Genomic DNA, 18,448 nt, shown 5'->3' with positions numbered 1-18,448 from the left:
GCCGCTCCTCAGGATGAGGGTCTTAGTCCCTCATGGTGAGGAGCGCGGCAACGCCGCGCGTCTCGAACCACGAGGCCCCATGCCACCCTCACGCAAATTTCGGCTGCTGCGCCGACGCCGCCAGCCGCGCGCGTTCCGTGTTCGGCCACAGCAACAGCAGCCCCAGCAATCCCGAAGCCGCCATGATCACCGCGTTGATGGTGAAGCCGGTCATATAGCCCTCGAGCGGCGTCGTGGCATGCTTGATCACGGCGCCCATCACCAGCGGCGCGATGATGCCGGCCAGCGTATAGAGCGCGCCATAGATCGCGATCACGGCGCCGCGCTGCGACACCGGCGTGAACTCGCCGATCATCGGCGGGCACATCACGTAGATAGAGCCGCACAGGCCAGAGCCGACCACCAGAAATGCGATCTGTAGCCCCGCGCCGTTGACATGCGGCAGCACGGCGAGGATGCAGCCGCCGAGCACCAGCGGCGCCGCGCCGAGCACGCCGCGCGCGCCGCGGGTGGTGTAGCCGCGCGTCAGCATCACCTGCGAGATCCAGCCCGACAGCAGCACGATGGTGGCGCCGAACACCCAGGGCAGCACCGAAACCCACCCCGCATCTTTTTGCGAGAAGCCGAGTCCCTGCACGATGAACGGCGTGAACCAGGTCAGCCCCAGCGACAGCGCCCAATAAGCGCCGAAGGTTGCGGCCACGCAGCCGATGAAGGTGCGCGAGGTGAGCAACTGGAAATAGGGAATGCGCGGCTCGTTCGCAGCTTCCGCCACGGTCGAGACCAGCGGGCCTTCCTTGCCGAGCAGCAGCCAGGCGACGACCCACAGCAGCCCGACAACGCCGAGCGCGCCGAAAGCATGGTGCCAGGAATAATTGACGATGATCCAGTTCAGCGCCGGCACCGCGAGGATCACGCCGAACGCAGAGCCTTGCGACAGGATCGCCGTCGGCAGCGTGCGCTTTTCGTCGGGAAACCATTTGTAGATCGCGTGCGCCGCGACCGAGAACGCCGGGCCCTCGCCGGCGCCGAGGATGATGCGGCAGATCAATAGCGTCGTGAAGCTGACGGTGCCGACCATCGGAAACTGAGCCAGCGACCAGATGACCGCCATGATCAGCAGCACCCAGCGCGTCGGAACGCTGTTGACGATGAAGCCGACGATGATGGCCGAGATCGAGAACAGCAGGAAGAACGAGGAGCCGAGCGTGCCGAACTGTTCGGCATCGAGCTTGAGATCGTTCATGATCGGCACGCCGGCGAGCCCGACCACGATCTTGTCGGCAAAATTGACCAGCATGAACAGGAACAGGAGGAAGGTGATTTTCCAGGCGCCTTTCGGCACCGGTTGCGCGGTCATGTCAGTCTCCCCGTCGTCTTTTTCGGCCTCTTGAGATCGGCCTTGGACCAGACTAGCCACGCCTTTCCCGCCAAGGCAACCCGGCATTTGCACTGGCTGCATGCCATGCACCGGATCACGATCATGTCGGAGCCGGATCGATTGCGTGATCTGCCGCGGCGGCCTTGCTATGCTACTTCGCAACGCAAAATACGAGTGAACCCACCTCCGTGCTTGCCGTCTCCAACCTCACCAAAAGCTATCGCTCGGCCAGCGAGACCGTTGCCGTGCTGCGCGGCGTCAACCTCCAGGTCGCGGCCGGCGAAAGCGTCGCGCTGACGGGAGAGTCGGGCAGCGGCAAGAGCACGCTGTTGCATCTGATCGCCGGGCTCGATTCCGCCGATGGCGGCGAGATCAGGCTTGCGGACGTCGTTCTCTCCGATCTGACCGACGCAGGCCGCGCCGAATTGCGCCGCGACCGGCTTGGCCTCGTGTTTCAGCAGTTCAACCTGATCCCGAGTCTTTCGGTCGAGGACAATCTCAAATTCCAGTCGCGCATCGCCGGCCGGCATGATGCAAAATGGCATGATGAGCTGGTCGAACGGCTCGGCCTCCGTCACCTGCTGCGGCGATATCCCGAGCAACTCTCCGGCGGCCAGCAGCAGCGCGTCGCGATCGGCCGTGCGCTGGCGCCAAGGCCGCTCTTGCTACTGGCGGACGAGCCGACCGGCAATCTCGACGAAGAGACCGCCGACGAGGTGCTGGCGCTGGCCCGTGACCTTGTCACCCGCTCCGGCTGCGGTTTTCTGATGGTGACGCACAGCACGCGGCTGGCCGCGACGCTCGACCGGCAAGTGCATCTGCATGCGGGGCTGATCGCATGAGCCGCGCGGTCTGGACGCTCGCCGTGCTGCTCAGCCACTGGCGGCGCCATCCGATGCAGCTCGCGACGCTATTGATCGGCCTGATCTCCGCGACCGCGTTGTGGAGCGGCGTGCAGGCGCTGAACCAGCAGGCGCGCAATTCCTACGACCGCGCAGCGGCCACCTTCGGCGGCACGCGCACCGCCATGCTGGTCGGCAGTGCCGCGACCTTCCCGCAAAAACTGTTCGTCGATCTCCGCCGCGCCGGCTGGCCGGTCTCGCCGGTGCTGGAGGGGCGCATCCAGATCGGCGGACGCAGCTTGCGCCTGCTCGGCATCGAGCCGGTGACAATGCCCACGCAAGTCGGCAATGCGCCGACCCTTGGCACGGCCAATCTGCAAGCCTTCGTCACTCCGCCCGGCCAGATGCTGGTATCGGCCGAAACGCTGGCCGATCTCAAGCTTTACGAGGGCGCAACCCCGCTGGCCAATGACGGCACGCAACTGCCGCCGCTACGCGTGCAGGCGCAACTCGTGCCTGGTGTCATGGTGGTCGATATCGGCATCGCACAGAAACTGTTGAACAAGCCGGATCAGCTCTCGCGCCTCTTGATCGGCAAGGACCGCGGCCCTCGCGCGTCATTGCAGAGCATCGCGGGCGATGCGCTCCGCTATGTCGAGCCGGATGCAGCGACCGACCTCGAACGCCTCACCGACAGCTTTCATCTCAACCTGACCGCTTTTGGCCTGTTGTCGTTCTTCGTCGGCCTGTTCATCGTCAACTCGTCGATCGGGCTTGCCTTCGAGCAACGGCTGCCGATGCTGCGAACGCTGCGCGCCTGCGGCGTGTCGGCGCGGATGCTCAACACGGTATTGGTGGCCGAACTGGTGTCCCTGGCGCTGGTGGCGGGCCTCGCCGGCCTCGTCTGCGGCTACTTCATCGCCGCAGCGCTGCTGCCCGACGTCGCCGCTTCCTTGCGCGGACTCTACGGCGCGCAAATTCCGGGACAGCTCTCGCTCAAGCCGGCATGGTGGCTCGCGGGCGTCGCGATCTCCGTATCAGGCGCGCTGATCGCCGCATGCGCCAGCCTGGTGAAGGCAATCCGCCTTCCGGTGCTCGCCTCCGCGCAACCGCAGGCCTGGCACCAGGCGCAGCGCCGCTGGCTGAAGTTTCAGAGCGCCGCTGCGCTCGCTGTATTCATCGCCGCGGGATGCTTCCTGTGGCTCGGCGATTCCCTGCTCGCGGGATTCGCCATGCTCGCCGCCTTGCTGCTCGGCGCGGCACTGCTGCTGCCGGCGATCCTCGAGCGCGTGCTCTCGCTCGGCGAACGCGGCGCCACGCGGCCGTTGCCAAAATGGTTCTTTGCCGACAGCCGCCAGCAATTGTCGGGATTGTCGCTGGCGCTGATGGCGCTCTTGCTCGCGCTCGCGGTCAATGTCGGCGTCGGCACCATGGTGGAAAGTTTTAGCCGCACCTTTGTCACCTGGCTCGACGGCCGCCTCGCCGCCGACGTCTATGTCAATGCGGCCAATGACCGGCAGGCGACCGAGATGAAAACCTGGCTGCGCGACCGGGACGAGGTGCAGGCGGTCCTGCCCGGCGGCCGCGCCGATACGCAGTTTGCCGGCGCGCCGCTCGAAGTGCTGGGCCTGCCAGATCACACGACTTACAGCGACCACTGGCCGCTGCTGGAGTCCATCAGAAATCCCTGGGTACGGCTGCGGGCCGGCGACGCCGCCCTGATCAGCGAACAGCTTTCGCGCCGAATGAATCTTTCGATCGGCGACCGCATCGAGGTATCTGCGCCCGGCGGCGACTGGCCGGTCGAGATCATCGGTATCTATGCGGACTACGGCAATCCCAAGAGCCAGATCGCGGTCAACTACGCCGCGCTGACGCGGCGTTTTCCCGGCACGCCGCAAACCAGATTTGGCCTTCGCGTCGCGCCCGAAAAGATTCCGCCGCTGCTGACGGCGATGAAGGAGCAGTTCAGCCTCGACGACCGCAACCTCGCCGATCAGGCGACGATGAAGGCGGAGTCCAAACGCATTTTCAACCGCACCTTTGCGGTAACGGCGGCGCTCAACACGTTTACGCTTGGCGTCGCCGGCATTGCCCTGCTCACCAGCCTGCTGACACTGGCGAATTCCCGCCTGCCGCAACTTGCCCCGCTCTGGTCCATCGGCATCACCCGGCAGCGGCTGGCGCTGATCGAACTGGCAAGGACCATGTCGGTGGCGCTGATTACCGCCCTGCTCGCGCTGCCGCTCGGACTATTGGTGGCGTGGTGCCTGATCGCGGTGGTGAACGTCAAGGCGTTCGGCTGGCGGCTACCGTTTCACGTCTTCCCGCTGCAACTCATGCAGTTGCTCGGCGTTGCCCTGTTCGCGGCGCTGTGCGCGGCGCTGCTGCCGGTCATCCGCCTCGCCCGCATGCACCCCGCCGCCCTGATCCGGATTTTTGCCAATGAGCGCTAGCGGAAAAATTTCGCGCCGCGCCTTTGCAGGTGGCGCACTCGCCCTGCTCGGTGGCAGGGCCTTTGCGCAAGGCTTTGCCGGTCTCTCCGAGACCGCGGATGGATATGCCGCTGTCGTGCCCGGCAAGCGCTTTGTGTTTCCCGCCGATCACGGCCCGCACCCGGAATTCCGCATCGAGTGGTGGTATGTGACCGCCAATCTGAAAGACGCCGCCGGCGCCGCCTACGGCGCGCAATGGACCCTGTTCCGGCAGGCCACGCAGCCGGGACCGGCGCTGGAAGGCTGGGCCAACCGCAATGCCTGGATGGGCCACGCCGCGGTCACCCGCGCCGACACCCATCGCTCCACCGAAACATTCGCGCGGGGTGGCGTCGGACAGGCAGGCGTCGAGACCGCGCCGTTCCAGGCCTGGATCGACAACTGGCGGATGCGCGGCCTCGATGCGTTCGATGCCGACCACGTCGCCCCCGTCGAGCTCACGGCATCATCGACCGACTTCAGCTACAGCCTGCGGCTCGATGCCGACCGGCCGCTGGTGCTGCAAGGCGATGCCGGTTTCAGCCGCAAATCGGATCGCGGCCAGGCCTCCTATTACTACAGCCAACCCTTCTTCAAGGCGGCGGGCCGCATCGTCATCGACGACAAGCCGGCCGACGTCACCGGCCTTGCCTGGATGGACCGGGAATGGAGCAGCCAGCCGCTCGCCTCCGACCAAAGCGGATGGGACTGGTTCTCCCTGCATCTCGATACCGGCGAAAAGCTGATGCTGTATCGCCTGCGCCAGAAAGACGGCGCCAACAACCTGTTCGGCAACTTCATCACACCCGACGGCCGCTCGGTCGAGATCGCCGCCGCCGACAACAGCATGACGCCAACGAGCTTCACCGACATCGCGGGACGCAAGGTGCCGACCGCATGGCGCGTGGCTATTCCCGCGCGTGGCCTCAACATTGAGACCGTGCCGCTCAACCCGAAGAGCTGGATGTCCACCGGCTTCGCCTATTGGGAGGGGCCGATCAGTTTTACCGGCAGCCATCGCGGTGTCGGCTATCTCGAACTGACCGGCTACTAGCCTGTTACCGCAACCATGAACGATCTCTCCGAAAAGATCATCGCGCATTACGAAACGCCACGCCGCCGATTGGGATACCGATCGCAGAAGCCGCGGCTGGAACGACCGGACGTGGCACGACAGGTTCCTGGCGCTGCTGCGCCATAAAGCCGCAGTGCTCGATCTCGGATGCGGCGGCAGTACGCCGGTCGCACGCCATCTGGCTGATCACGGCGTGCGCGTCACCGGGGTCGACGGTTCGGCGAGCCTGATTGCACTGTGCCGCGATCGGCTGCCGGACCACGAGTGGATCGTGGCGGACATGCGCAGCCTGCGGCTTGCCAGAACCTTCGACGGCATTCTGGCGTGGGATAGTTTTTTTCACCTCAGTCCCGGCGCGCAACGCGCGATGTTTTCCATCTTTGCCGCGCATGCGCACCAAAACACTCTCCTGATGTTCAACACCGGGCCGACATTCGGCGAAGCGATCGGCAGCTATCGCGGCGATCCGCTCTATCACGCGAGTCTCGATTGCGCCGAATACGAGCAACTGCTCATGCGACACGGCTTTAACATCATCGATCATGTCATCGAAGATCGGCAGGCCGGCGGCCGCACTGTCTGGCTTGCCAAAACAGCCGATATTTCCCGATGATTTTCGCGCTGGTTGATTTCCACACGCGCGTTGAACGCACGACGCGTCGGAGGTGAGTGAAAACAGTTTTGCTCACCGCATCTTTGCGCAGAACGAATCTAAATCCTCGATCACGCACTTGGCATCGCGTTGTCGTTTTCCGATCATGTTCGAGCGGCTATATGGGGCAGGCAACGCGCTGAACCACGCGGTGCTCTTGCTCTGAGTCGCCCCGTCCGTCACCTCCAAGCGGACGGGGCATTTCATTTCCGCCGTCACAAGACGGTGATGCCCCTGCATATCGTACCGCTTCGGCCATTTGTGCAGGCGATTTCATTCCATCGAAACGCTCAATAACGGCGCTCCCATCGAATTTCTCCGCAGCAGATTGAAATGATGGACGTCATTTTGTGCTGCTTTGATCAGCCTGCGGGAAAGAAAATTCCCATCATGACTTCTCACGTTGCGCAAAAAACACAGTCAGCCACGAAGTAGCCCAATTCACTTCCCTGTCATGTTGCGCAGCGACTTCCACGCTAAGAGATGCACGCATGCGTTCAAGCTTTTGAAGAGCGGGCGTGTATATCAATCCGGAGAGTCACTGATGACGATAAGAAAACTAATCCTCGGCTCGGCGGCGGCGCTTCTCGCCACCGGCGCAGCCCAGGCCGCGGACCTTCCCGTGAAGGCCAAGGCGGTCGAATACGTTAAGGTCTGCTCGCTCTACGGCGCCGGCTTCTTCTATATCCCCGGCACCGACACCTGCATCAAGATCGGCGGCTATCTGCGCGTCGACACCACCTTCAACGGCGGCGCTCACGGCCAGCCGGCCTGGAGCGGTGACTTCGGCCAGCAGAACCGCTTCCGCGACTACTTCGTCGGCCGCTCGCGTTTCGCGCTTCAGATCGACACACGCACCGCGACCGAATACGGCGTGGTCCGCACCTTCGGTCAGGGCGACTTCCAGTTCAACAATTTCGGCAACAGCAACCCGGCCGCTCTCGGCGTCGCGCCGGCTTCGCCGTCTTCCGGCACCCCGGGCGGCCTCAACAGCTCGCTGCTCTCCACCGCCGGCGGCGGTTACGTCGCGGTCGAGTTCGTGTTCATCCAGTTCGCCGGCTTCACCTTCGGTAAGTCGGCTTCGGCCTACGCCACCCCCTGGCATGGCGTTCCCGGCAACATCGACTCCAACCTGCTCGGCGGCCACACCACCGACACCGGCGTCAACAACATCCAGTACACTGCCGAATTCGGCAACGGCGTGTCGGCCAGCATCGGTCTCGACGACCCGACCGTGTGGAACCGCACCCAGGTGTGGAATACCTCGCTCGGCGTCGGCGCCAACGGCACCGGCACCCAGTCCTACGGCGGCACGCATGCTCCCGACATCGTCGGCCGCATTCGCGTCGATCAGGCCTGGGGTCTCTTCCAGGTGTCGGGCGCGGCTCATCTCGTGAACGCCTCGTACAACACCTTGGGCGCCGGCGGCGCTCCGACCAACCTGTCTGAGATCAGCGGACATCCCGAAGACAAGTGGGGCGGTTCGGTGATGGCTGCGTTGCAGATCAAGAACATCCCGACCGGTCCGGGCGACGACATCAAGATCGATGCTTCGTATGCCGTCGGCACCACCAAGAACGTCATCTCGACCTCGGGCACTTCGCCAAGCTTCGCGATGTTCGGTGGCAGCGGCCTCGGCTACCAGAGCGTCGGCTTCGGCGCGACCTCTGACGCCATCTATGCTCCTCCGGGCTCGTTCGGCGGCGGTCCGCTCGGCGGCTCCGGCTCCGGCCTGCTCCTGACCAAGGCCTGGGGCATTCGTGGCGCCTTCAACCACAACTGGGATCCTTACTGGTCGTCCAGCATCTTCGGCAGCTACTCCCAGGTCAGGTATGACGGCGGCGCCGACGATAACCGCCGCGGCATCGCCTCGGCCGCCGGCATCTACTGCCAAGCCTTCGCGGCCAGCCATGGCGGTCTGGCAGCCCAGACCGGCGTTGCCGGCACCGGCACCTACTCGTGCAACCCCGACTGGGCCGTCTCTCAGCTCGGCGTGGTCACCCGCTGGACTCCGGTCAAGAACCTGACGTTCTCGGGCGAAGTCATGTGGACCCACCTCGACCAGAAGATGGCGGGCAGCGCGGTGTTCGCCGCAAGTGCTCCGAAGCCGGCCGCGCTCTACGAGTTCAAGGACCAGGACACCTTCCTGCTCCAGATCCGCGCCCAGCGTAACTTCTGATCGCAACACCTCAAGGCAAGAACGCCGCGCCGTCGAAAGACAGCGCGGCGTTTTTCTTTTGTCGCGAGCCGGCCGTCTGTCGCCATCCTCACCGGGCATTTCGCACCCGGACTGAAAATGGCTTGATGGCGGCTAGACGCTGACGCACAATACAACCTCCGATCCTCCCCAGTCTGGACTCTTGGAATGTATGTCGCCGAGAGCAAACGCCTCACACATCAGGGCGCGAAGAAGATCATGACGGCGGCCGTCGACATGGCGAGCCAGGCCGGGATCGCCATCTCCTGCGCGATCGTGGATGCCGGCGGGCACATGATCCTGCTCGAACGCATGGATGGCGGCCGCTTCCATACGGTCCATTCCTGCACCACCAAGGCGGTATGCGCCGCATCGAACCGCCGCCCGACCACGGCAAAGGGAGCGGCCGGTCAGGACCTCGACGTCAGCCATGCCATTGGTCTGGCGCTCGCCGCCGGGCCGGAGCGCTGGACGGCGATGGAAGGCGGCGTGCCCGTGCTGGTCGACGGCCAATGCATCGGCGGTGTCGGCGTCAGCGGCGGCGACTGGGAGACCGATTTGCGTATCGCAAAGGCAGCCGTCGAATCGATCGGAGCAAGCTGGACATAGAGCGTTTTCAAGCGAAGTGGGAACCGGTTCGCGTCAAGAAAACGAATCAAATCAAGAATCGGGCGGCGGAAGGAAATGTCGTGAGTAGTGGTCCCCTACGCGTCGGCTGCATCGGAATCGGATGGTGGTCGGATGTTCTGGCCGACGCCATCCAGCGCTCGGGCAAGCTCGAGATCGTGAGCTGCTACACCCGCTCCGAGGAAAAGCGAAACGCCTTCGCCGCAAAATACCGCTGCCGGCCCGCCGAAAGCTACGAGGCTGTTCTGGCCGATAGCGGGATCGAGGCCATCATCAACACGACGCCGAACGACGTGCATCTGGCCACCACCCGTGCGGCCGCCGCGGCCGGCAAGCACGTCTTTCTCGACAAGCCGATCGCCAACAGCATCACAGATGGCCACGCCATCACCGAGGCCTGCCGCGCGGCGGGCGTGGTGCTGGCGCTCGGCTATCAGCGGCGGCGCGAAAACCATTTCCGCTGGATCAGGCGGCAGATCGATGCCGGCCTGTTCGGCAAGCTCGTCAATGCCGAGGCCAATATCAGCCGCGACCGCCTCGGCAAGATCGATCTCTCCTCCTGGCGCTACCAGGCCGCAGGCATGCCCGGCGGCGTGATGCTCCAGATCGGCATCCACTATGTCGACGTGCTGGAATATCTGATCGGACCGGTCCATGCGGTGCGCGGACATTTGGCGCAGCTCGTGCTGCCCGGCGACAATCCGGATGTCGCGAGCCTGATCCTGGAACACAAAAACGGCGCGCTCTCCACGCTGAATGCGAGCTACGCATCGGCGTCGGAATATTACCTGATGAACATCTACGGCAAGGACGCCACCGCCTATTACGATCTGCACAATGGCTTGCGCATCCTCAAGCGCGGCGAAAACGCGCCTACTGCGGTGGCGTGCGCGAACAACGACACGCTGGTCGAGGAGCTGGAGGAGTTTGCGGCCGCGGTTCGCGGACAGGGCCAGCACGAAGTCGGCGGCGAATACGCGACGCTATCGCTTGCCGTCATTCGCGCCGGCATCCTCTCGGCGCGGGAGGGACGCCGGGTCGAAGTCGCCGAGATGCTGGACGCCGATCGAAACTCGTGACCGCGCAAGCGCGGACAGGAGCCTGTCATGAAAACAAATACGCGCATCGCCCCGGCCATCCTCATCGCGATGGTGCTCGCTATCGGCATCCTGCCGGCACGCGCGCAGGACTATCCGTCGCGCCCGATCACCGTGATCGTTCCGTTCCCGCCGGGAGGCGCGAGCGATGTGGTGGCGCGCATCGTCACCAACCAGATGTCCAAAACCCTCGGGCAATCCTTCATCATCGAGAATGTCGGCGGTGCCGGCGGCACTGTTGGCGGCGCGCGTGTGGCGGCCGCTGCACCGGACGGCTACACCCTGCTTGCAGCCGCCATGGGCTCGCATGTCGCCGCTCCCGTGCTGACGCCGAACGTCAAGTACGATCCGGTTGTCGATTTCGTGCCGATCGGCATCACCGCTCATTCACCGGCGGTCGTTATCGCGCGCAAGGATTTCCCGGCGGCAAACCTGAAGGAGTTCATTGCGGTGCTGCGGCAACAGGGCGGCGCCGTGAGACAGGCACATGGCGGCATCGGCGCATCTTCCCACATGGCCTGCCTGCTGTTCACCGCGGAGATCGGGGCAAAGCCGACGCTTGTGGCCTATCGCGGGTCCGGTCCGGCATTGAATGACCTGGTGGGAGGTCATGTCGACTTCCTGTGCGAGCAGTCGGTCAGCGTGGCGGAGTCCGCTCTCGCAGGCTCGGTCAAGGCCTACGCCGTCTCCGCCGCCGAGCGCCTGACGACGCTGCCGGATGTGCCGACGGCCCGAGAGGCGGGCGTGAACTATCAAATGAGCGTCTGGGCCGGACTGTTTGCGCCCAAGGGCGTGCCGTCAGAGGTGGTCGCCAGGCTCGCCGATGCGCTCGACAAGGCGCTCGATGAGCCTGCGGTCCGCGAGCGTTTGGCCCAGCTCGGCGGCTCGATCCCCGCCAAAGCCGAGCGCAATCCGGCGGCATTCGATCGTTTCGTGCGGTCGGAGATCGCGCGCTGGGCGCCCATTCTTGCCGCGGCCAAGGTGGAAAAATAAGACGCGGCGCTGTCCCGGCAGGACAGCACCGCGTGCAGCAATCAAATCGCGATCAGGCGATCGCTGCGATCACTTCGTCAGCGGGCAACCGCTGTCCTTGGCGCTCGGAAACGCCTGGTCGCCAGGCACCACCGCGAGCTGCTTGTAGTAGTCCCACGGCTTCTTGGATTCCGACGGCTTCTTGACCTCGAACAGATAGAGGTCGTGCACGAAGCGGCCGTTCTCCAGCACCTTGCCCTTGGCAAAGAGGTCGTCGACCGGCAGCTCCTTCAGCTTCTTGGCGACCGCTTCGGTGTCCTTGGTGCCGGCGGCTTTCACCGCCTTCAGGTAGGACAGCACCGACGAATAGGTGCCGGCCTGGATCATGTTCGGCATCCGCCCGGTGCGCTTGAAGAAGCGGTTGGCGAGATCGCGGCTCTTGTCGTCGCGGTCCCAGTAGTAGGCTTCGGTCAGCACCAGGCCCTGCGCCGCATCGAGCCCGAGGCCATGCACCTCGGCAAGCGTGAGCAACAGGCCCGCCAGCTTCTGGCCGCTCTTGACGATGCCGAACTCGGCCGCCTGCTTGATCGAGTTGGTGGTGTCGAGGCCGGCATTGGCAAGCCCGATGATCTTGGCCTTCGAGGCCTGCGCCTGTAGCAGGAACGACGAGAAATCCGACGAATTGAGCGGGATGCGGACCGAGCCCAGCACCTTGCCGCCGTTCGCCTTGACGAAATCGCCGGTGTCCTTTTCCAGCGCATAGCCGAACGCGTAATCCGCGGTCATGAAGAACCAGGTGTCGCCGCCGGTCTTCACCAGCGAGCCGCCGGTGCCGACCGCGAGCGCATGGGTGTCATAGGCCCAGTGGAAGCCGTAGGGCTGGCAGGCATCGCCGGTCAGGCGCGAGGTCGCCGCACCCACCACGATGTCGATCTTCTTCATGTTCTTCGACAGCTCGTGGATCGCGAGCGCGACCGAGGAAGTCGTCAGCTCCGTGATCATGTCGACGTTCTCGACCTCGTACCAGCGCCGGCCGATGGCCACCGCGAGATCGGGCTTGTTCTGGTGGTCGGCGGAGATCACCTCGATCTTCTTGCCGAGCACTTCACCGCCAAAATCCTCGACCGCCATCAGGGCTGCTTCATAGGACCACTTGCCGCCGTAATCGGCGTAGACGCCGGACTGGTCGTTCAAAATTCCGATCTTGACGCCCTGGGCCGACGCCGGCGCTGCGAACAGCAACGCGCAGGCCGAAACGGCCGCCAACAACATTCCCGATTTCATTTTTATCTCCCGGAAGTTTCTGGTCGGAAAAACCGCGCAACAATATTTAATAACCCTGCGGCTGCCCATCTATTTCGGGTAGGCCAATAGTATGGGGAGATGAGGGCGCGGGCGCGCCACAACTCCGTCGTCATTCCGGGACGCGCCTCGGCGCGGGCCCCGGAATCTATAACTACGATCGGGAGTATGGACTCCATGCTCGCGCTTTGCGCGCCCGAATGACCGGACAGAGTTGGCAGTGCGCTACAATCAAGCCGCGACGGCCGGCTTCTCCTTGGGCTTGCGCCCCTCGGCCAGGTTCCGCACCACCATGTAGAAGATCGGCGTGAAGATCAGGCCGAACAGCGTGACGCCCAGCATGCCGAAGAACACGGCGACGCCGACCGCCTGCCGCATTTCCGACCCCGATCCGGTGGAGACCACCAGCGGCAGCACGCCGAGGATGAAGGCGAACGACGTCATCAGGATCGGCCGCAAGCGGAGGCGGCAGGCCTCGATCACCGCTTCCAGCCGGTCGCGTCCCTCGTTCTCGATGTCGCGCGCGAACTCGACGATCAGGATCGCGTTCTTGGCCGCAAGTCCCACCAGCACCACAAAGCCGATTTGCGTCAGGATATTGATATCGAGCCCCATGATGCGCACGCCGATGGTGGCGGCGAGCAGGCACATCGGCACGATCAGAATCACCGCGAACGGCAGGCTCCAGCTGCCATATTGCGCGGCCAGCACCAGGTACACGAACAGCACGCAGATCGGGAATACGTAGAGGCCGGCATTGCCGCCGGTGACCTGCTGGTAGGACAGGTCGGTCCATTCGAACGAGAAGCCGCTGGGCAGCGTATCCTCCGCCAGCTTCTTCATGACGTTGATAGCGGTGGTCGAGCTTATGCCCGGCATCGCCTCGCCCTGTAGCTCCGCCGTCGGATAGAGATTGTAGCGCGCGACGCGATCGGGGCCGGAGACATCGCGGAAATCCACCACGCTGCCGAGCATCACCATGTCGCCATTGGCGTTGCGGGTACGCAGCCGCGCCAGATCAGATGCCTCTTTCCGGAACGGCAGGTCGGCCTGCGCCGTGACGTGATAGGTGCGGCCAAAAATGTTGAAGTCGTTGACGTAGGTCGAGCCGAAATAGGTCTGGATGGTCTCGTTGACGCCTGCAATCGGCACGCCGAGTTTCTGCGCCTTGACCCGGTCGATGTCGACGAACAGTTGCGGCGTGTTGGCGGTGAAGGGCGAGAACACCTGCGTCAGTTGCGGTGATTTGCGCGCCGCGTTGACGAGTTCATCGTTGGCGGCGGCCAGCATTTCGGCGCCGCGGCCCTGGCGATCCTGCACGCGCATCGTGAAGCCGCCGCCGGTACCGATGCCCGGAACGGGCGGCGGCGGAATGACGATGATGAAAGCGCCCTGAATCGCCGACAGTCGCTTGCGCAGCTCGGCCGTGATCGATGCCGCGGTCAGGCCCTTCTTCAGGCGCACTTCCGGTTCTTCGAACACCGGGAAGAGCGCCGCCGCATTGCCCTGCTGCGTTCGGGTCGCGCCCGAGAAGCCGGCGAACGCAGCGACCTTGATGATGCCGGGGGTATCCAGCGCCGTTCTCTCGATCTCACGCACAACGTCGGTGGTGCGGGCCAGGGACGCGGCCCCCGGCAGTTGCACCGATACGATGACGTAGCCGCGGTCCTGCGCCGGAATGAAACCCTGCGCCGTGGTGACGATCAGCCAGCCGGCGCTGCCGATCAGCGCCACATAGAACAGCAGCATCACCACCGAATGCCGGATCACGAAATTGGCGACGCTGGCATAGCCGTGCGACAACCAGTCGAAGCCGCGGTTGAAATAGCCGGTAAATACGTTCCAGCCGCGCGCGAGCAGATTCCAGCGCGCCGGCGGCTTCTTCTGTTCGCCCGGCACCAGGATCAGCGACGCCAGCGCCGGCGACAGCGTCAGCGAGCAGAAGCAGGAGATTGCGGTCGCGACCGCAATGGTAACCGCGAATTGCTGGAAGAACTGCCCGGAGATGCCGCCGAGGAATGCGGTCGGCACGAACACCGCGCACAGCACCAGCGCAATCGAGACCAGCGCACTGCCGACCTCCTCCATGGTCTTGAGCGCCGCATCGCGCCGACTCATGCCGTGCTCGAGGTGCCGCTCGACGTTTTCCACCACCACGATCGCATCGTCGACCACGATGCCGACCGCGAGCACGAGGCCAAACAGCGTGAGATTGTTGATGGAGAATCCGAGCGCCGCCATCACCGCGAAGGTGCCCACCAGCGACACCGGTATGGCGATGATCGGAATGATCGCCGGCCGCCAGCCCTGCAAGAACACCAGCACGACGATGATGACGAGCAGCATCGCCTCGTAGATGGTCTTGATCAGCTCATGGATCGACTGCGCAATGAATTCAGTGGGGTTGTAGCCGATATTGTAGTCGAGCCCCCTCGGAAAGCGCGTCTTCAGCTTCTCCATGGTGTCGGAGATGTTTTTCGCGGTCTGTAGCGCATTCGAGCCCGGCCGCTGCGTCACCAGCAGCGCGACTGCCGATTTGCGCAACAGAAAACTGTTGGTCGAATAGGACAAGGCGCCGAGCTCGACCCGCGCCACGTCGCGCAGCCGCACGGTGCGGCCGTCGGCGCCGGCCCGGACCACGATGTCCTCGAATTGTCTTTGATCCTTCAGTCGTCCCGTAAAGGTGAGATTGGGCTGGAACGCGCGGTCGGCGATCGGCGGCTCGCCGATCTGCCCGCCGGTGATCTGAAGGTTTTGCGCGCGGATCGCCGCAATCACCTCGGTAGACGTCAAGCCGAGCGTGGCAATCCGGTCGGGATCGAGCCACAGCCGCATCGAATAGTCGCGGGCGCCGAACATCTGGATGTCGCCGACGCCATCGAGGCGAAGCAGTTCGTCGCGCACCTGGAGCAGCGCATAATTGGAGATGTAGAGCTGGTCAAAGCTGTCGTCCGGCGACAGCATGAACACCACCATCAGGATGTCGGGGCTGTTCTTGCGGGTGACGACGCCGTTGCGCTGCACCTCTTCCGGCAGCCGCGGCTGCGCGATCGCGACGCGGTTCTGCACCAGCACCTGCGCCTTGTCGAGGTCGGTGCCGAGCTTGAAGGTGACGGTGATGGTAAGATTGCCGTTCGAGGTCGCCTGGCTGTAGAGGTACAGCATGTCCTCGACGCCGTTGATCTCCTGCTCGATGGGAGCTGCCACCGTGTCGGATACGGTCTGCGCGGTGGCGCCCGGATATTGCGTGGTCACGACGACGGTCGGCGGCACCACTTGCGGATATTCCGAGACCGGCAGCGTCGGATAGGCGATCGCGCCGACGATCAGCAGCACGATCGACAGCACCATCGCCAAAATGGGCTGGTTGATGGAGAGCCTTCCGAGATTCATGACTTGTTACCGGCAGGTGCTGCGGTGTGCGGCGTCACTTTGGCGCCGACCCGGGCGCGCTGGATGCCGTCGACGATGACGCGGTCTTCCGCCTTCAGCCCCTCGCGGATGACGCGCAGGCCCTCATCGAGCGGCCCGAGCGTGACGGCTTTGGCTTCGACGGTGTCGTCGTCCTTCACGACGAACACGATCTTGCGCGACTGGTCGGTGGCGATGGCGGTATCGGGCAGGAGCAGCGCCTCATAGGGTGAGGAGCCGATCAGCCGCACGCGGCCGAATTGCCCCGGCAGGATCGAAAAATCCTTGTTGGGAATGATCGCGCGGCTGCGCAGCGTGCCGGTCGAGACGTCGAGCCGGTTGTCGAGGAAATCCATCTTGCCTTCCTTCGACGGCTTGGCTTCGCCGGTCAGCGCCACCTGCACCGGGTTCGGGGTGTCGCGCGAGCTTGGCCGCCGTCCCTCGAACCACAGCCTGTTGTTCTTCAGGTAGGTCGCCTCGTCGACGTCGAAATAGATGTAGATCGGATCGAGCGTGACGATCGAGGTGAGCAGCGTGGCATTACCTTCGGCGCCCTGCACGAGATTGCCTGGGCTGACGAGATGGCGGCTGACGCGGCCGGCCATCGGCGCGAGCACGTGGGTGAATTCGATGTTGAGTCTGGCCGCTTTCAGCGCGCCTTCGGCCTGCATTTCCGCCGCGTGGGCCGCCTGCAAGGTCTGGCGGCGCTGGTCGACGATCGACTCCGAAACCGCCGAAGTCACAACCAGTGTGAGCGCGCGGTCGAGTTCGCGCTTCGCCAGTTCCGCCCTGGCGCGCGCATCCGACAACTGGCCGTCGGCCTGCAATGCGGCCGCCTCGAACGGGCGGGCATCGATCGTGTAGAGCAGGTCGCCGGCGCGCACGATGGCGCCGTCGCGGAATTCGACGCTGTTGACGAAGCCGCCGACGCGGGCGCGCACCTGCACCTCTTCCATCGCCTCGAAGCGGCCGGTGAATTCATCCCAGTCGGTAACGGTGCGCTTGGTCGGCTGCGCGACCGTGACGGCCGGCGGCGGCGCCGCAGCCTGCGGCGGCGGCTGCCCGCAGCCCGACAGCGCAAAGGCCAGAAGCATGACCGGCGCGAGCCCAAGACGCACAGAAGAAGAGAGACCTGGATGTCCTGCTCGCGCCAAACACCCCCATTGTTCAGCCGCGCTCATTCCATCTCCCCGACATTACCGGCAACAGTCCCACAAACAGTGTCGCCTAGATGAGATCGGTCATGAGTGACCGCAAGACGCTGGCAGGATCAAGCAAAATCGTTGCGGGTTACAGTGTACGCGCAGCATACGATTTTGTGATCGTGCGATTTGGCAAAATGTTGCACGTTTTGTGCAAGCAAGTGGGCAGAGTGCAGGCAATCGCATACCGCGGCAATATCAGCCGCTATCGCGCAATACCAGTTCAAAGCCGAGATCGACGTGGCGCGGCCCCTCGCGCGTCAGGATCAGTTTGGCCGCGGTCCGGCCGATGGCGTCGCCATGGACCCGGATCGTGCTCAGACTCGGCGCGATCAGCCGGCCCATTTCCAGATCGCCAAGGCCGATCACGGCGACCGGCTGCTCGGCGGCCGGGCCGTTGCGCAACAGGCCGGCATGTCGCAATCCCGACATGAAGCCGATCGCATGCGCATCGTTGGCTGCGAACACCGCGTCCACGTCGGGCAAATCGGCGAGCGCCGCAACGCTGCCCGATGCATTGCGCTCCAGCACCAGTCGCCGCGGCGGCTTCGCGCCAAGCTCGGCAAGCGTGTCGGCAAAGCCGCGCCAGCGGCGGGTGGCGCGCGGATCGTCGCCGCCGATGAACGCAAAGTTCCGCCGGCCCTGCGCCACCAGGTGCTTCGCCACCGCAACGCCGGCCTGGTAGTTGTCGAATCCCGCCACCGCATCGATCGGGGTGTCAGGCAGTTCCCATGTCTCGACGATCGGAATGCTGGCGCGCCGCAATAGCCGCGCGCCGTCTTCGGTGGCCGGCGAGCCCACCATGATGATCGCCTCGGGACGCCGCGACAGCAGCTCGGCGAGCATATGGTCTTCGCGCGCGGCGTCGTAGCGCGACTGCGCCAGGATCACGGCGTAGCCGAGCGGCTCCAGTTCATCCGACAGGCCCTGCACGGTATCGGCGAAAATCGAATTCGCGATCGTCGGCACCAGCACGCCGACCGAGCGGGTGCGGGCGCTGGCGAGTGCGCCGGCGAGCTGGTTCGGCACATAGCCGAGCTCCCGCATCGCGGCCTCGACCCGGTCGCGGGTCTCCGGCGCGACAAGGTGCGGCACGCGCACCACGCGGCTGACGGTGATGGATGACACGCCCGCCAGTTTCGCTACGGCCGACAAGGTCGGGGCGGAAGGAGGCGCGTCCGGCTCGGTACTGCTCATCGGTCGGAACCCTAATCAA

At 64.5% G+C, this 18,448-nt stretch carries 13 protein-coding genes; 8 read left to right on the top strand and 5 right to left on the bottom strand.

Features of this window, described 5'->3' with window-relative positions; genetic code table 11:
* Window positions 1-88: 88 nt before the first annotated feature.
* A complete protein-coding gene (locus tag JQ628_RS18690; RefSeq protein ID WP_212224373.1) occupies window positions 89-1,360 on the bottom strand; it encodes an MFS transporter in 1,272 nt (423 codons plus the stop codon).
* 209 nt (window positions 1,361-1,569) lie between these two features.
* Here JQ628_RS18690 and JQ628_RS18685 point away from each other — a divergent pair, with 209 nt between their 5' ends.
* The 8 genes from JQ628_RS18685 to JQ628_RS18650 all read left to right on the top strand — a co-directional run bounded on the left by JQ628_RS18685 (window position 1,570) and on the right by JQ628_RS18650 (window position 11,338).
* Window positions 1,570-2,223 (top strand): ABC transporter ATP-binding protein, encoded by a 654-nt coding sequence (locus tag JQ628_RS18685; RefSeq protein WP_212224371.1) that lies wholly within the window; start codon window positions 1,570-1,572, stop codon window positions 2,221-2,223.
* Window positions 2,220-4,679 (top strand): ABC transporter permease, encoded by a 2,460-nt coding sequence (locus JQ628_RS18680; protein ID WP_212224369.1) that lies wholly within the window; start codon window positions 2,220-2,222, stop codon window positions 4,677-4,679. The genes JQ628_RS18685 and JQ628_RS18680 overlap by 4 nt, the downstream gene beginning before the upstream one ends.
* Window positions 4,669-5,751 carry a lipocalin-like domain-containing protein gene (locus JQ628_RS18675; protein ID WP_212224367.1) on the top strand — a complete coding sequence of 361 codons (1,083 nt, stop codon included), beginning with the start codon at window positions 4,669-4,671 and terminating at the stop codon, window positions 5,749-5,751. Before JQ628_RS18680 ends, JQ628_RS18675 begins: the two co-directional genes overlap by 11 nt.
* Window positions 5,752-5,905: 154 nt before the next feature.
* Complete coding sequence (locus tag JQ628_RS18670) at window positions 5,906-6,385, top strand: class I SAM-dependent methyltransferase (RefSeq protein ID WP_349628088.1); 480 nt, start codon at window positions 5,906-5,908, stop codon at window positions 6,383-6,385.
* A gap of 580 nt (window positions 6,386-6,965) precedes the next feature.
* A complete protein-coding gene (locus tag JQ628_RS18665; RefSeq protein WP_212224522.1) occupies window positions 6,966-8,603 on the top strand; it encodes a porin in 1,638 nt (545 codons plus the stop codon).
* Between the two features lie 186 nt (window positions 8,604-8,789).
* Entirely contained in the window at window positions 8,790-9,230 is a 441-nt protein-coding gene (locus tag JQ628_RS18660; RefSeq protein WP_283815809.1) for a GlcG/HbpS family heme-binding protein, read from the top strand.
* A gap of 80 nt (window positions 9,231-9,310) precedes the next feature.
* Entirely contained in the window at window positions 9,311-10,327 is a 1,017-nt protein-coding gene (locus JQ628_RS18655; protein ID WP_212224363.1) for a Gfo/Idh/MocA family protein, read from the top strand.
* Between the two features lie 27 nt (window positions 10,328-10,354).
* Window positions 10,355-11,338 (top strand): Bug family tripartite tricarboxylate transporter substrate binding protein, encoded by a 984-nt coding sequence (locus tag JQ628_RS18650; RefSeq protein ID WP_212224361.1) that lies wholly within the window; start codon window positions 10,355-10,357, stop codon window positions 11,336-11,338.
* A gap of 69 nt (window positions 11,339-11,407) precedes the next feature.
* Here the strand turns inward: JQ628_RS18650 and JQ628_RS18645 are convergent, their stop codons facing one another.
* From JQ628_RS18645 to JQ628_RS18630, 4 genes are all read right to left on the bottom strand, one after another.
* Window positions 11,408-12,601 carry an ABC transporter substrate-binding protein gene (locus JQ628_RS18645; RefSeq protein WP_212224360.1) on the bottom strand — a complete coding sequence of 398 codons (1,194 nt, stop codon included), beginning with the start codon at window positions 12,599-12,601 and terminating at the stop codon, window positions 11,408-11,410.
* A gap of 249 nt (window positions 12,602-12,850) precedes the next feature.
* Window positions 12,851-16,012: an efflux RND transporter permease subunit gene (locus JQ628_RS18640; RefSeq protein WP_212224359.1), complete on the bottom strand. Its 3,162-nt coding sequence runs from the start codon at window positions 16,010-16,012 to the stop codon at window positions 12,851-12,853.
* A complete protein-coding gene (locus JQ628_RS18635) occupies window positions 16,009-17,124 on the bottom strand; it encodes an efflux RND transporter periplasmic adaptor subunit (RefSeq protein ID WP_249128077.1) in 1,116 nt (371 codons plus the stop codon). The genes JQ628_RS18640 and JQ628_RS18635 overlap by 4 nt, the downstream gene beginning before the upstream one ends.
* A 306-nt stretch (window positions 17,125-17,430) precedes the next feature.
* Entirely contained in the window at window positions 17,431-18,429 is a 999-nt protein-coding gene (locus tag JQ628_RS18630; RefSeq protein WP_212224357.1) for a LacI family DNA-binding transcriptional regulator, read from the bottom strand.
* Window positions 18,430-18,448 lie beyond the last annotated feature (19 nt).

It is taken from the genome of Bradyrhizobium lablabi (assembly GCF_018129385.1).
Classification (GTDB): Bacteria; Pseudomonadota; Alphaproteobacteria; order Rhizobiales; family Xanthobacteraceae; genus Bradyrhizobium; species Bradyrhizobium lablabi_C.
Note: the sequence above shows the minus strand (reverse complement) of the source record. Positions and strands in the feature narration are given on the sequence as shown.

Bases quoted from the DNA above. Each gene is read 5' to 3' on its own strand.
- JQ628_RS18690 (WP_212224373.1), bottom strand. From the start codon at position 1,360: ATGACCGCGCAACCGGTGCCGAAAGGCGCCTGGAAAATCACCTTCCTC.
- JQ628_RS18680 (WP_212224369.1), top strand. From the start codon at position 2,220: ATGAGCCGCGCGGTCTGGACGCTCGCCGTGCTGCTCAGCCACTGGCGG.
- JQ628_RS18675 (WP_212224367.1), top strand. From the start codon at position 4,669: ATGAGCGCTAGCGGAAAAATTTCGCGCCGCGCCTTTGCAGGTGGCGCA.
- JQ628_RS18660 (WP_283815809.1), top strand. From the start codon at position 8,790: ATGTATGTCGCCGAGAGCAAACGCCTCACACATCAGGGCGCGAAGAAG.
- JQ628_RS18650 (WP_212224361.1), top strand. From the start codon at position 10,355: ATGAAAACAAATACGCGCATCGCCCCGGCCATCCTCATCGCGATGGTG.
- JQ628_RS18645 (WP_212224360.1), bottom strand. From the start codon at position 12,601: ATGAAATCGGGAATGTTGTTGGCGGCCGTTTCGGCCTGCGCGTTGCTG.
- JQ628_RS18640 (WP_212224359.1), bottom strand. From the start codon at position 16,012: ATGAATCTCGGAAGGCTCTCCATCAACCAGCCCATTTTGGCGATGGTG.
- JQ628_RS18635 (WP_249128077.1), bottom strand. From the start codon at position 17,124: ATGCTTCTGGCCTTTGCGCTGTCGGGCTGCGGGCAGCCGCCGCCGCAG.
- JQ628_RS18630 (WP_212224357.1), bottom strand. From the start codon at position 18,429: ATGAGCAGTACCGAGCCGGACGCGCCTCCTTCCGCCCCGACCTTGTCG.